The organism is Streptomyces sp. NPDC056600, assembly GCF_042792855.1.
Lineage (GTDB): Bacteria > Actinomycetota > Actinomycetes > Streptomycetales > Streptomycetaceae > Streptomyces.
Window position 1 is genome coordinate 1 of record NZ_JBHTVQ010000072.1, and the last position, 12777, is coordinate 12777.

The following is a 12777-nucleotide window of genomic DNA, read 5'->3' on the forward strand; positions in this document are numbered from 1 at the left end:
CCTCCCGCCCGGTCCCGGGACCGGGCGGGAGGCGCTGTCGCGCAGGGAGTTCAGCCCATCGGGTCGGTGGTGTCCCGGAGCAGTTCCAGGGCCGGTCCGTACATCCGCGACTTGATCGTGCCGAGCGTTCCGCTCGCCTTTCCGGCCAGCGCCCCCGCCAGCTCGACGGCCGTCGCGCGCACGGCGTCCTCCGGGACCGCCCGGTCCACGACGCCCGCCGCCAGCGCCTCCTCGCCCCCGAAGCGGCGTGCCGTGACCATCGCCTCGTGCGCGGTCTGCGGAGTGAGCCGGGACTGGATGAGGGCGGACATGCCGGGGGTGAACGGGATGTGGATGTCCGCCTCGGGCAGGCACCAGAAGCCGCGGTCGGCGCGCATCACCCGGAAGTCGTGCGCCAGCGAGAGCATCGCCCCGGCCGCGAAGGTGTGTCCCTGCAGCGCCGCGACGGTGACCAGCGGGAGGGACAGCACCCGCGCGAACAGCGCGTGCACCGACACGACGTAGTTCCGGTGCTCCTCGGCGTGGGCGAGCAGCCAGTCGAGGTCCAGGCCGTTGGACCAGAACTTGCCCGTCGCGGCGGTCACCAGGGCCTTGGGGCCCTCCGCCTTCTCCACCTCGTCCAGGGCGCTGTCGACCGAGGCGATCCAGTCCGGGTGGAAGCGGTTCTCGCCGTCTCCGAGATCGAGGACGAAGACGTCGCCCTGACGGTCGAGAGTGGGCATGGGCTGCTCCTTTGCACGCGGGTCGAGACGGTGACACCAACCTACCAGTCAGTAACTTACGGTGCCGTGAACCCGCCTGGCAAGACGCGGGCAGAGCCCGGGCGGTGACGGCCCGGAAGCGCGGGGCGGCTGGCGGAGCACGAGGAAGATCCAAAATCGATGGCGGGGTCCGTGCCGCCGCTGGTAGACATGCCGGAGCCGCGCCGCCCGGTCAACGCCGGCCCGCGCACACGACCACCGACCGAGGAGGAGGGGTAAGTCATGTCCACGCCCCGTACCGCACCCGCGTTCGTCCTTCCCGGGGCCGGGCACTCGGCCTGACCCCGTCGCGGACGGCCGAGCGCCCTCACCGGAAAGCCTCGACCGTGAACACAGAACTCGTCACCGTGCGCCCCCTCACCGGGCGCGCGGAACTCGACCTCTTCCGCCGCCTGTCCTACGCGCTCGACGCGGAGTTCGACGCCGATCTCGACGAGGGGCGGCGACGCCCCGAGTGGATGTGGATCGCCCTGCGGGGGGACCGGCTGCTCGCCAGGCTCGCCTGGTGGAGCCGCCCGGGAGCCCACCGGCCCCTGCTCCTCGACGTCCTCGACGTCGACGACGGCCTGCCCGGGGCGGACCGCCTCGACGTCGGCGAGCGCCTGCTGCGCACCGCCCTGTCCGCGGTGTCCGGCCCGGAGGGCCCTACACCGGAGTACACCCGGTTCGTGCCGCCCGACTGGCGTGACACCCCGGCCGTCCGGCGCGCCGTGGAGGGCCGGATGGCCGTCGCCGCGCGCACCGGGGCCCGCCCCTTCGTGGAACGGCTCCGCCTGGAGAGGCCCTCCGGCGCGCCCGTTCCCCCGCCCACCGGACGTCTGGCCTTCCGCACGCCCCGGGACGAGGGCGAACTGACCCGTCTGATGGCCCGCGTGCTGGACGGCACCCTGGATGCCTACAGCCTGCACGACCTGACCACCATGTCCGCCCAGGAGGCGGCCGAGGCCCAGTACGCCGACGAACTGGCCGGCTACCGCAGCCCGCGGGAGTGGTGGCGGGTCGCCACGCTGCCCGACGGGGAACCGGTGGGCTTCGTGATCCCCGCCCACAACGGCTACAACCCGATCATCGCCTACCTCGCCGTCCTGCCCGAACACCGCGGCAAGGGGTACGTCGACGAGATCCTCGCGGAAGGCACCCGGGTCCTCACGGACCAGGGCGTCCCCCGGATCCGGGCCTCCACCGACCTGGGCAACGCGCCGATGGCCGCGGCCTTCGCGCGGGCCGGCTACCACGCGTTCGAACGGGAGATCGTCATGAGCTGGGGCTGACCCGCCAGGAGCCACCCCTGCGGGGGACGCTCGGAGCCGCCCTTCCGAGGGCCGACCGGGCCGCGTTCCGCCGTGGAGCCGGCCCGGTCACCTCCCCGGCGCCGGGCGGCCCGCCGCCGAGGCCGACCGGTGGCGGAAGACGTGGCGGTAGGTCTGCGGGGAGACCGTGGTGAGCCGGCCGAAATGACGGCGCAGGTTGGCGGCGTTGCCGAAACCGGTCCGGTGGGCCACGGACTCCACCGGTTCGTCGGTCGTCTCCAGCAACTCCTGGGCGAGCAGCACCCGTTTGCGCAGGATCCACTGCAACGGCGTGGTCCCCAGGGTGTCGCGGAAACGGCGCGCGAAGGTGCGCTCGCCGAGACGGGCCTGCCGGGCCATCCCGGCCACCGTGAGCGGTTCGTGCAGCCGCTCACGGGCCCATTCCAGCACCGGGCCCAGCCCTTCCTCGCGCCGCAGGGCGCGCGGCGGGAGCGGCTTGGCGTACTGGGTCTGGCCGCCCTCCCGGTGCGGCGGCACCACCATCCGCCGGGCCACCTCGTTGGCGACCGCGGAACCGTGGTCGGTACGCACCAGGTGCAGGCACAGGTCGATCGCCGCGCCGGTGCCGGCCGAGGTGAACACGGTGCCGTCCTGGACGTACAGCGCGGAGGGGTCGTAGGTCACCCGCGGGAAGCGGTGCGCGAAGTCCACGGTGTTCATCCAGTGCGTGGTCGCCCGGCGTCCGTCGAGCAGGCCCGCCGCGGCGAGCACGTAGGCGCCGCTGCACAGCGAGACGATCCGCCGTCCCCGCGCGTGGGCGGCCCGCAGCGCGTCGAGCAGCGCCGGGGGCGGGTCGAGCTGCACGCGCCGCGGGCAGGCGGCGACGACCACGGTGTCGGACTCCGCCAGGTCGTCGAGGCCGTGCTCCGTGCTCAGCGTCAGCCCGGCGGAGGTCCGCAGCGGCCCCGGTTCGACGGCGCAGAGCCGCAACTCGTACCAGGGGTCGACGACGTCGCTGCGGTCGGTCCCGAACACCTCGCAGGGCACCGCGAGTTCGAAGTTGGTCGCGCCGTCCGTCACCGCCACGGCCACCACATGGGGACGGGTGGGCGAGCCGCGGAGGGGTGCGCCGTCGAACGGTGCGCCGAGGGGTGTGACGCCGGCGGGCGTGCCGTTGTCGTCCATGGCAGGAATGTAGCGCACACCGTCGTTTCCGCCACTGTCCGCGCAACGGGCCGCCGCGGAGGCTGGAGCCATGTCCCAGCACACCTCCACACCTCCGTCCCTTCCGGCCGGACGGCTCACCATGGCGCAGGGCACCGCCCTGTCCGTGGGCGCCGTGCTCGGCACCGGAGTCATCGCTCTCCCGGCGCTCGCCGCCGGCATCGCGGGGCCCGCCTCGCTGCTGGCCTGGCTCGCACTGGTGGTGCTCTCCGTGCCGCTGGCCGTCGCCTTCGCCGCCCTGGGGGCCCGCCACGCCGACGCGGGCGGCGTCTCCACCTACGCCCGGCTCGCGTTCGGCGAGCGGAGCGCCGCGGTCGCCGGCTGGTGCTTCTACCTCGCCATACCGCCGGGCGCCACGGCCGCCGCCCTCTTCGGCGGCTCCTACGTCTCCGACGCGCTCGGCGGCGGGACGCCCACCACGGTGGTCACCGCGGCCGGTCTGATGGGCGCGGTCACGGCGGTCAACGCCGCCGGACTCCGCCTCACCGGGCGACTTCAGGTCGTCCTCTTCGCGCTCCTGCTCGCCCTGCTGGCCGCTGCCGTGCTCTTCTCCCTCCCGCACGCCGACACCGCCAACCTGCGCCCGTTCGCCCCGCACGGCTGGTCCGCCGTCGGCCCCGCGGCTGCCCTGCTGGTGTTCTGCTTCGCCGGGTGGGAGGCGGTCGCCCACCTCGCGGGCGAGTTCCGGCGGCCCGACCGTGACCTGCCCCGCGCCACGGGGGCCGCCGTCGCGATCGTCGGCGTGGTGTACCTGGCGGCCGCGTTCGCCGTCGTCGCCGTCCTCGGCCCCGGCGCCGGGCGCTCCGGAGCGCCCCTCGGCGACCTGATGGCCCGCGGCCTGGGCGAGAGCGTGCGTCCGCTCGCCGCGGTGGCCGCGCTGCTGCTCACCTTCGGCACCATGAACGCCTACTTCGCCGGCGCCGCCAAGCTCGGCGCCGCCCTGGGCCGGGACGGCGCGCTGCCGCGGTGGTTCGCCAGCGGCAGCACCGTGGGGGAGACACCGCGCCGCAGCCTGCTGTTCGTCGCCACGCTCGCCCTGCTGACCCTGGCGGCGGTCGCGGTCTCCAGGACGGGCGCCGAGCCGGCGGTCATGGTCTCCGCGGCCTCCTTCGCCGTGGTGTACGCGATCGGGGTGGCCGCCGCCATCCGCCTCCTCCCGCGGGCCAGTTGGGGTCGCCGTTGTGCGTGGGCGGCGCTGGCCGCGGTCACCGCCCTGCTGGCCCTGTGCGGCCTCCACCTGGCCTGGCCGCTCCTGGTGGCCTGCGCGGCCCTCGTCTCCGTCCGCGTCACCCGCCGCCGTCGCGCGAGGGCCGCGGCCTGCCTCGCCGCGGCCGCCTGAGACCGGAGCGCCGGGTCGGGCGACGGCCGCAAGGGGCGACGGCCGCTAGGGACCACCGCGGCCCGAGGGGGTGGAGGGGCCGGTGCGAGGCAACGTGCCGACGGCTCCGTGCGTCCCTCCCAGTGCACCGAGGGGCGCGAGCCCCGCAGCACTCGACGAGACAGTGAGCACCACCATGACCCTTTCTCCCGTCACCGCCTCGGGGCCCGCCACGAGGGCGAGGGCCTGGGCCCTTGTCACGGCGTCGGCGTTCGCCGGAGGGCTCCTGCTCGGCGTGCTGACCAACCTGGGCCAGGGCTGGCTTCCGGGGGCGTGGAACCAGATCGCCAACTCCGGTGCGGTGTGGTCCGTCGCCGCGTTCGCCGCGGGCGCGCTGCTGTCGGCCCGGAAGGCCGGTCTGCCCGCGGCCGGTCTGCCCGCGGCCGCCGTCGCGGGTCTGTGCGCCGAGTCCGGTCTCGTCGTCGGCTACTACGGCTACGCCGAGATGGCGCGCGACGGCATGGGTTCCCTGTTCGCGCCCCTCGTCTGGCTGGGCATGGCGTTCGTCGCCGGCCCCCTGTTCGGAGTGGCGGGCTCCTGGTGGCGCGGTGGCGCCGGCCCGCGCCACCGCGTCGCCGGCCTCGCAGCCTTCGCGGGTGTCTTCGGCACGGAGGCCATCCACTACGCCTGGGCCCTGCACTACGCCCCGCAGGCATGGGCCTGCCTCGCCGTCGCGGTCCTCACGGCACTGCTCATGGGCCGCACCCTCAAGGAACGCGTCCTCACCCTGCTGGCTGCCGCCCCGTTCTCGCTGCTGGCCTACCTCGTCTTCTACGAATTGCTTTTGACCACGCTCCTCGGCTGATGCATGGTCGGCACACGGATGGGGGCGGCGGTCGGCTGTACGCCCCGTGGAAGGGGAGACCATGAGCCGTCCACTGCTGTTCCTCGACGTCGACGGTCCCCTCAACCCGTACGCCGCCAAGCCCACGCGGCGGCCCGAGGGCTACACCACGATCCGGGTGCCGCGGGGCGGTGGGCTCCGGCCGCTCCGGGTCTGGCTGCATCCCGGGCACGGTGCGCAACTGCTGTCCCTGGACTACGACTTGTGCTGGGCGTCCACCTGGATGGCGGAGGCCAACCGGTGGATCGCTCCGGTGATCGGTCTCCCGGAACTCCCGTACGTCGACTTCGGCGAGGCCCTGTTCCGGGAGCGCCCGGACGGCGTCCACTGGAAGACCGAGGTCCTCGTCGCGTACGCGGGAGGCCGCCCCTTCGCCTGGGTGGACGACGAACAGAGCGCCGCGGACGACGCCTACGTCGGCGCCCGCCACCCCGCCCCCGCCCTGCTCCACCACGTCAACCCGCGCATCGGCCTGCGCGACGACGACCTGACGGCCCTGGCGGCCTTCGCCGGGACGGTCGGCGTGAAGTGAACACCCATGTCCGGAGCGGCCGTCGGGGTCTGCGGGCAGGGCAAAAGTAGCTGCGCCGGTCGTGCGGCAGGCGTAAGGTCCTGGCCAAGGCGGGGTCGTAGCACAGAGGTAATGCGCCGCGATGACATCTCGGAGGACGCCGGTTCGAATCCGGCCGCCCCGCCCCTCACCGGCCCTCGGACGGCGCCGCGGCGCGATCAGCGGCGGGACATGTACATGTACGCGCGGCTCGGGCCGGCGGCGGGGTGACCGCGCGCCGGCCCGAGGGGACGATGTCAGTGCCAGCCGTACCGTTCGCGCAGCCGGTGGACCACCAGGTTGAACCGCATGCGGTCCAGGGCGCACGCCTCGCGGCGCATACCGGCGTCGTGGACGCGCAGCACACGGTCCACCGCCACCCACGAGGGGCGGCCGGTGCGGTCCCAGGGGCCGCTGCCGATCGGCACCCAGTCGCGGTCGCCGTCGTGCTCCTTGCTGGACAGTTGCACCGCGAGCAGCGTCCCGCCCGGCTCCCGGGCGACGACCAGCACCGGGCGGTCCTTGCCCCGGCCGTCGTTCTCCTCATAGGGCACCCACGTCCAGACGATCTCGCCGGGATCGGGGTCGCCGTCATGGGCGGGGGAGTACTCGCTGCGGACCCGGCCGACGGCGCGCGGGTCGGCCTCAGTGGTCGCCGACGGGCCGAAACGGCCTGGGACCTCGTCGATGGGAACGGTCATCGCCCCACCGTAGGAGGGCTGTTGACCCGCTCTCACGGCGGGGTCGCCGCCCCGGCCGATCCGCCAGGACCGCATCACCTCACGAAACCGGCGAACCATGCCGAACATGCCGCGCATGCCGCGGTGATCCCTCGGGCCGGTCAGGCCGGCTCCCCGCCCTTGCCCTCGGCGGCGCCGCCCTGCTCGGCCTGCGCCTGCTGGGCGGCCACGGAACGGCGGACCTCCTCCATGTCCAGTCCGCGCGCCTGGCCGATCAGGTCCTCCAGCACCGGGGCCGGCAGCGCGCCCGGCTGTGCGAAGACGGCCACCTGGTCCCGCACGATCATCAGCGTCGGGATCGACTGGATGCCGAAGGCCTGGGCGAGCTCCGGCTGGGCCTCGGTGTCCACCTTGGCGAACACCAGGTCCGGGTTGGCCTCCGCGGCCTTCTCGTACACCGGGGCGAACTGCTTGCACGGCCCGCACCAGTCGGCCCAGAAGTCGATGAGAACGAACCCGTTCTCGGTGACCGTCTGGTCGAAGTTCTCCTTGGTGAGCTCCACGGTGCTGCTCATGAGCTGACTTCCTCTTCCTGGACGTCGTACGGCTGACTGCGCCCGGCCACCGACGACAACGGCACGACCGGACGGGGTATTCCGTTCGCCCCATACGGCCGTGCGCGCGCCGTCTTCGCGACCTGGCAGACCCGTCCGGCCCAGCGGACGGGTCCGGCGCGCCTACCCGTGTGGCCGGTTCGCACACCACCCGGAAGACTGAGTCGCATGACCGAGACCGAGACCTTCGCCTACGACGTCGTCGTGATCGGCGCCGGACCCGTCGGCGAGAACGTCGCCGACCGCACCCTCGCCGCCGGACTGTCCACCGCCGTGGTGGAGAGCGAACTGGTGGGCGGGGAGTGCTCGTACTGGGCCTGCATGCCCAGCAAGTCGTTGCTGCGGCCGGTGATCGCGCACGCCGACGCCCGCCGTACGCCCGGCCTGCGCGCCGCCGCCCGGGCGCCCCTCGACACGGTGGAGGTGCTCGCCCACCGCGACGAGCAGGTGGCCCACTGGAAGGACGACGGGCAGGTCGCGTGGCTGGAGGGCGCAGGAGCCCGGTTGCATCGCGGGCACGGCCGCCTGTCCGGCCCCCGCACGGTCACCGTCACCACCCCTGAGGGCCGGACCGAGACCCTCACCGCCCGGCACGCCGTCGCCGCCTGCACCGGGAGCCGGGCATCGCTGCCCGGCCTGCCCGGGCTGGGCGACGGATCCGTCGCCCCCTGGACCAGCCGGGAGGCCACCTCGGCCCGCGAGGCGCCCGGCCGGCTCCTGGTGGTCGGTGGGGGAGTGGTCGCCGCGGAGATGGCCACGGCCTGGCAGAACCTCGGCTCCCGGGTCACCGTGCTGGTGCGCGGGAGCGGCCTGCTGGAGCGGATGGAGCCGTTCGCCGGGGAACTGGTCGCCGAGGCGCTGCGCGAGGCGGGCGCCGAGGTGCGCACGGGGGTCTCGGTCACCGGCGTGAGCAGGGAGAACGGCTCCGTGGTCGCGGTCACGGACGCGGGCGACCGGGTGGACGCCGACGAGATCCTGTTCGCCACCGGCAGGGCGCCGCGCACCGACGACCTGGGGCTGGAGACGGTGGGCCTGGAGCCCGGTTCGTGGCTCGAGGTGGACGGCACCCTGCGGGTCACCGGGAGCGACTGGCTGTACGCGGCCGGGGACGTCAACCACCGGGCGCTCCTCACCCACCAGGGCAAGTACCAGGCGCGGGTCGCGGGCGACGCGATCGCCGCCCGGGCCAGGGGGGAGGCGCCGCCGACGGCCGCCACCGCCGACGACGGCGCCGTGCCCCAGGTGGTCTTCACCGACCCCGAGGTCGCCTCGGTGGGCGTCACCCTCGCCGAGGCGGAACGGGCCGGGCACCGGGTGCGGGCGGTCGACGTGGACCTCGCCACCGTGGCCGGCGCGGGGCTCTATGCCGACGGCTACCGGGGGCGGGCCCGGATGGTCGTCGACCTGGACAAGGAGACCCTGCGCGGCGTCACCTTCGTCGGCCCGGGGGTCGGCGAGCTGCTGCACTCGGCGACCGTCGCGGTGGTCGCCCAGGTCCCGGTCGCGCGCCTGTGGCACGCCGTCCCGGCCTACCCGACCCTCAGCGAGGTCTGGCTCCGCCTCCTGGAGGCCTACCGGGGCTGACGCCGCCCCGGCCGGCACAGACCCGGCGGGCCCCGGCCGGGCGTGCCGCCACCCCCGCCGGGCCCCCCCGAACCCCCGCCGGGATGCGCCGGGCCTCGTCCGGGCCTCGCCAACGCCTCCGCCGGCCCCGCCCACGCCCCGGCCGGGCCCCGCCCACACCCCGGCCGGGCCCCGCCCACACCCCGGCCGGGCCCCGCCCACACCCCGGCCGGGTCTCGCCTACGCCCCCGTCCGGGGCGCCGCCGTGAACCGGCACGGCCGAACCCCCGCCACCACCGGCCCGGGTGCGGCCCCGGCCCCGGCCCGGAACAACCGGGCCCGGGCCGGGGCCGGACCTCACGCGTCCTCGAACTCGCCCGCCATCGCGGCGGCCAGCCGCAGGTGCGGGCGCGCCTCCTCGTCGCGGCCCTGCCGCTCCAGGGTCCGCCCGAGGAGCAGCCGGGCGTACCCCTCCACCGGGTGACGTTCCACCAGCACCCGGCACTCGGCCTCCGCCCGCCGCAGCTGCGCGGAGTGGTAGTAGGCCCGCGCCAGCAGCAGCCGCGGGCCGCTCTGCTCCGGCACCTCCTCCACCAGCGAGGCGAGCACCCGCGCGGCGTCCGCGTAGTTCTTCCGCCCGAAGTGCCTCTGCGCCCTCTCCCAGCGCTCGGCCGGCGTTCCGAGCTCGTGGTACGACCTGGTCATCTCCACGTCGACCTCCCTTCGCATGCCTGAACACCGCACGGCGGTCCTCTGTTCCGCGAGGCGTTCCGGCGGCCCCGGGACACTTTCTGTCGCGACGAGACACGTCCAGATCGTTGACAAGTCCCTGTCATGGGCCCGACATTACGAGCGAGTAACCCCCGCGTGTCCGCCCTGCGGACCCCCGGGTCCGTCCGCCTGCCCCCACCGCCCGCGCGCCGCCCTGGGCACGGCCCCCCGCCGTGCCGCGCCCCCGCCGTACCCCAGGAGGACCTGATGCCGCACCCCGCCCGCCGCCTGCGCAGAACCCTCGCCGCCGCCCTCGCGGCGAGCGCCGTCGCCGCTCTCGGTCTCACCGCCCAGCCCGCCCAGGCCGCCGACCCGGTCACGTACGTGGCCCTCGGCGACAGCTACAGCGCCGGATCCGGTGTCTCGCCCACCGATCTCAGCAGCCCGCTGTGTCTGCGCTCCCAGGCCAACTACCCCAAGGTGATCGCCGCCCGCATCGGGGCCCAGCTCACCGACGTCACCTGCGGCGCCGCCCAGACCAAGCACTTCACCCAGTCCCAGTACCCGACCGTCGCCCCGCAGGTGAACGCCCTGTCCACCGACACGGACCTGGTCACCTTCACCATCGGCGGCAACGACAACAGCACCTTCATCGGGGCGCTGCTGGCCTGCGGTTCGGCCGGCCTGGTCACCGCCGGCTACGGGAACCCGTGCCAGACGCTCTACGGCAGCAAGTTCACCGACGCGATCGACGACACCACCTACCCGGCGCTGAAGAGCGCGCTGGCCGCCGTCAAGGCCAAGGCGCCGAACGCGCGGATCGCCGTCCTGGGCTACCCCTGGATCACCCCGGCGACGTTCGACTCCACCTGCTTCGCCAAGCTGCCCATCGCCCGCGGCGACATCCCCTACCTGCGCGGCCTGCAGGGCCACCTCAACGACACCCTCGCCCGCGCCGCGCGCGAGTCCGGCGCCACGTACGTCGACTTCGCCCAGGTCTCCGAGGGGCACGACGCCTGCAAGGCCTCCGGCACCCGGTGGATCGAGCCGGTCATCGGCGGCAACAGCCTCGTCCCGGTCCACCCCAACGCGCTGGGCGAGTCCCGGATGGCCGACCGGACCATGGCGGTGCTCGGCCTGGGCTGACCCACCGGCCCGCGCGCCGTACGAGCCGGACCGCCGCGGACGCCGGCCCGGTGTGCGCGACGGCGAAGGCCGCCCCCTCGGCGCGGGAGGGGGCGGCCTTCGCGTGTCCGGCGCCGTCAGGCGCTTGTGTGTGGTCCGGCGCCGTCAGGCGCTGGAGTAGACGCTCTCCATGAAGTCGGCGAGCTTGTCGTCGGTCAGGTGGTGCGCCAGGTCCGACTCGCTGATCATGCCGATCAGCCGCTTGTTCTCGATGACGGGCAGCCGCTTGATCCGGTGCTCCCGCATCTCCTGCAGTACGTCGTCGACGTCGGCGGAGGCGTCCACCCACCGCGGCGTGCCCTCGGTGAGCTCGCCGCAGGTGACCTTCGACGGGTCCTTGCCCGCGGCCACGCACTTCACCACGATGTCGCGGTCGGTGATGATGCCCCGCATCCGGTCGTCGTCGCCGGCCACCGGCAGGGCGCCCACGTCGAGCTCCCGCATCAGCTGGGCGGCCCGGTCCAGCGACTCGCCCGCGGGGATCCACCGGGCGCCGGGGTGCATGATGTCCTTGGCCGTCGTCATGGTCGTCACTCCTCCTCGAAGGGTGTGTGCGGTTCCGCCTCCTCGGGTTTCCGGAGCGAACAGAACAAACCGGACTTCCGGCCTCCGGTCGTGACGGTCACCATTGGTCACGCGCACACACGGAGGGTCACTCCTCCTCCATGCGCCGCCGGTCGTCCTCGTCCCACGCGGTGGTGTCGCGGGGCTGGGTGTAGGGCTCGTCGGTGGGCGGGTGACCGCCCGCGATCGCCCGCTGGCGTACCGTCTCGGCGTCGAACTCCAGGCCCAGCAGGATCGCCAGGTTGGTGATCCACAGCCAGATCAGGAAGACCACCACGCCGGCCATGGTCCCGTAGGTCTTGTTGTACGAGCCGAAGTTGGCGACGTAGAAGGCGAACCCGACGGAGGCGAGGATCCACAGGAACAGCGCGAGGAAGCTGCCCGGTGTGATCCACCGGAACCCCTTCACCTTGGCGTTCGGCGCCGCCCAGTAGAGGAGCGCGATCATCAGGGTCACCAGGATGATCAGGACCGGCCACTTGACGAACGACCACACCGTCAGCGCCGTGTCGCCGATGCCGAGCGTCGTCCCCACCTGCCGCGCCAGACCGCCGGTGAAGACCACGATGACGGCGCTCGCCGCCGTCATCACCATCAGCACCAGGGTGATGCCGACCCGGACCGGCAGCACCTTCCACACCGGCCGGCCCTCGGGGATGTCGTAGACGGCGTTGGAGGCGCGGATGAAGCCCGCGACATAACCGGAAGCCGACCAGACCGCGAGGACCAGACCCACGATCGCCATGATCGAGCCGATCCCGGCGCCGTCCTGGAGCTGTTCCACGGCCTTGGTCAGCACGTCCCGGGCCGGGCCCGGGGCCAGCTTGGTGATGTTGTCCATCACCCTGTCCGTGGCGCTCTTCCCCATGATCCCCAGCAAGGAGATCAGGACCAGCAACGCCGGGAAGAGCGAGAGGACCGCGTAGTACGTCAGCGCCGCCGCGCGGTCGGTGAGTTCGTCGTCCTTGAACTCCTTCAGGGCGCCCTTGAAGACCTTCCCCCAGCGGGGCTTCGGCAGCTTCGACGGGCTGTCGGGGGCGTTGCGCTCCACCGCGGGGGAGGGGCCGTAGGCCTCCGCCCCGGCGTCCTCGCCGGGGCGGCGATCCGTGCCCTCCGCCCCGTCCGGCCCGACCGGACGCCCGCCGCGGTCGTCGTCGCCGTCGCCGTGGTCGCCACTTCCTGGAAGATGCATTTTCGCCATGAACGCCGGGTATCCTGCGCGCCCCCGGATACGCACAGGGGTCTGCCCGTACCTCCGTGCGGGGGACGCGGGCCGCAGCGCCGGGTTCTGGCGGCGCCCACCGGGACGGCCGCGGTGACCCGTGGCGGCGTGTCCGACGGTCTGCGCGCGGCAGGCCTCGCACCTCCGTCGCGGCCGAAAAAAACTCTTGGACGGGCCGGAGCGCTCCACGGAAGACTTCCCCTCCCGGGTTCTCCCCAAATGTCCGGCCCG

Annotated in this window: 13 protein-coding genes and 1 tRNA gene; 7 read left to right on the forward strand and 7 right to left on the reverse strand. The window is 74.0% G+C overall.

Annotated features, from left to right (window positions below):
* Positions 1–50: 50 nt before the first annotated feature.
* Positions 51–722 (reverse strand): enoyl-CoA hydratase-related protein, encoded by a 672-nt coding sequence (locus ACFRAV_RS27140; RefSeq protein WP_382559069.1) that lies wholly within the window; start codon positions 720–722, stop codon positions 51–53.
* Between the two features lie 365 nt (positions 723–1087).
* Between ACFRAV_RS27140 and ACFRAV_RS27145 the strand changes: the two genes are divergently transcribed.
* Positions 1088–2032, forward strand: coding sequence for a GNAT family N-acetyltransferase (locus ACFRAV_RS27145; RefSeq protein WP_382559072.1), 945 nt, complete (start codon positions 1088–1090; stop codon positions 2030–2032).
* Positions 2033–2119: 87 nt separating this feature from the next.
* Here ACFRAV_RS27145 and ACFRAV_RS27150 read toward each other — a convergent pair whose 3' ends face one another.
* A complete protein-coding gene (locus ACFRAV_RS27150; RefSeq protein WP_382559075.1) occupies positions 2120–3196 on the reverse strand; it encodes a GlxA family transcriptional regulator in 1077 nt (358 codons plus the stop codon).
* Between the two features lie 70 nt (positions 3197–3266).
* On the opposite strand from ACFRAV_RS27150, the gene ACFRAV_RS27155 reads away from it, so the two are divergent.
* From ACFRAV_RS27155 to ACFRAV_RS27170, 4 genes are all read left to right on the forward strand, one after another.
* Complete coding sequence (locus ACFRAV_RS27155) at positions 3267–4574, forward strand: APC family permease (RefSeq protein ID WP_382559077.1); 1308 nt, start codon at positions 3267–3269, stop codon at positions 4572–4574.
* Positions 4575–4749: 175 nt separating this feature from the next.
* Positions 4750–5418, forward strand: coding sequence for a DUF6518 family protein (locus ACFRAV_RS27160; protein WP_382559079.1), 669 nt, complete (start codon positions 4750–4752; stop codon positions 5416–5418).
* A gap of 61 nt (positions 5419–5479) precedes the next feature.
* On the forward strand, positions 5480–5989 hold the full coding sequence (locus ACFRAV_RS27165) for a hypothetical protein (protein WP_382559081.1): 510 nt from the start codon (positions 5480–5482) through the stop codon (positions 5987–5989).
* Between the two features lie 89 nt (positions 5990–6078).
* Positions 6079–6153: transfer RNA gene (locus ACFRAV_RS27170), tRNA-Val, on the forward strand.
* Between the two features lie 111 nt (positions 6154–6264).
* On the opposite strand, the gene ACFRAV_RS27175 is transcribed toward ACFRAV_RS27170, so the two are convergent.
* Entirely contained in the window at positions 6265–6708 is a 444-nt protein-coding gene (locus ACFRAV_RS27175; RefSeq protein ID WP_382559083.1) for a type II toxin-antitoxin system PemK/MazF family toxin, read from the reverse strand.
* A 140-nt stretch (positions 6709–6848) separates the two neighbouring features.
* Complete coding sequence (gene trxA / locus ACFRAV_RS27180) at positions 6849–7262, reverse strand: thioredoxin (RefSeq protein WP_382559085.1); 414 nt, start codon at positions 7260–7262, stop codon at positions 6849–6851.
* Positions 7263–7469: 207 nt separating this feature from the next.
* On the opposite strand from trxA, the gene ACFRAV_RS27185 reads away from it, so the two are divergent.
* Positions 7470–8885 (forward strand): dihydrolipoyl dehydrogenase family protein, encoded by a 1416-nt coding sequence (locus tag ACFRAV_RS27185; RefSeq protein ID WP_382559087.1) that lies wholly within the window; start codon positions 7470–7472, stop codon positions 8883–8885.
* A gap of 336 nt (positions 8886–9221) precedes the next feature.
* On the opposite strand, the gene ACFRAV_RS27190 is transcribed toward ACFRAV_RS27185, so the two are convergent.
* Positions 9222–9569 (reverse strand): tetratricopeptide repeat protein, encoded by a 348-nt coding sequence (locus ACFRAV_RS27190; RefSeq protein ID WP_382559119.1) that lies wholly within the window; start codon positions 9567–9569, stop codon positions 9222–9224.
* 273 nt (positions 9570–9842) lie between these two features.
* Between ACFRAV_RS27190 and ACFRAV_RS27195 the strand changes: the two genes are divergently transcribed.
* Positions 9843–10721, forward strand: coding sequence for an SGNH/GDSL hydrolase family protein (locus ACFRAV_RS27195; RefSeq protein WP_382559089.1), 879 nt, complete (start codon positions 9843–9845; stop codon positions 10719–10721).
* 144 nt (positions 10722–10865) lie between these two features.
* Here ACFRAV_RS27195 and ACFRAV_RS27200 read toward each other — a convergent pair whose 3' ends face one another.
* Positions 10866–11285: a CBS domain-containing protein gene (locus ACFRAV_RS27200; RefSeq protein WP_382559091.1), complete on the reverse strand. Its 420-nt coding sequence runs from the start codon at positions 11283–11285 to the stop codon at positions 10866–10868.
* 127 nt (positions 11286–11412) lie between these two features.
* Complete coding sequence (locus ACFRAV_RS27205) at positions 11413–12525, reverse strand: YihY/virulence factor BrkB family protein (RefSeq protein ID WP_382559093.1); 1113 nt, start codon at positions 12523–12525, stop codon at positions 11413–11415.
* Between the last annotated feature and the right edge of the window lie 252 nt (positions 12526–12777).

Bases quoted from the DNA above. Each gene is read 5' to 3' on its own strand.
- ACFRAV_RS27160 (WP_382559079.1), top strand. From the start codon at position 4,750: ATGACCCTTTCTCCCGTCACCGCCTCGGGGCCCGCCACGAGGGCGAGG.
- ACFRAV_RS27155 (WP_382559077.1), top strand. From the start codon at position 3,267: ATGTCCCAGCACACCTCCACACCTCCGTCCCTTCCGGCCGGACGGCTC.
- ACFRAV_RS27175 (WP_382559083.1), bottom strand. From the start codon at position 6,708: ATGACCGTTCCCATCGACGAGGTCCCAGGCCGTTTCGGCCCGTCGGCG.
- ACFRAV_RS27150 (WP_382559075.1), bottom strand. From the start codon at position 3,196: ATGGACGACAACGGCACGCCCGCCGGCGTCACACCCCTCGGCGCACCG.
- ACFRAV_RS27185 (WP_382559087.1), top strand. From the start codon at position 7,470: ATGACCGAGACCGAGACCTTCGCCTACGACGTCGTCGTGATCGGCGCC.
- ACFRAV_RS27190 (WP_382559119.1), bottom strand. From the start codon at position 9,569: ATGACCAGGTCGTACCACGAGCTCGGAACGCCGGCCGAGCGCTGGGAG.
- ACFRAV_RS27200 (WP_382559091.1), bottom strand. From the start codon at position 11,285: ATGACGACGGCCAAGGACATCATGCACCCCGGCGCCCGGTGGATCCCC.
- ACFRAV_RS27165 (WP_382559081.1), top strand. From the start codon at position 5,480: ATGAGCCGTCCACTGCTGTTCCTCGACGTCGACGGTCCCCTCAACCCG.
- ACFRAV_RS27195 (WP_382559089.1), top strand. From the start codon at position 9,843: ATGCCGCACCCCGCCCGCCGCCTGCGCAGAACCCTCGCCGCCGCCCTC.
- ACFRAV_RS27205 (WP_382559093.1), bottom strand. From the start codon at position 12,525: ATGGCGAAAATGCATCTTCCAGGAAGTGGCGACCACGGCGACGGCGAC.
- trxA (WP_382559085.1), bottom strand. From the start codon at position 7,262: ATGAGCAGCACCGTGGAGCTCACCAAGGAGAACTTCGACCAGACGGTC.
- ACFRAV_RS27140 (WP_382559069.1), bottom strand. From the start codon at position 722: ATGCCCACTCTCGACCGTCAGGGCGACGTCTTCGTCCTCGATCTCGGA.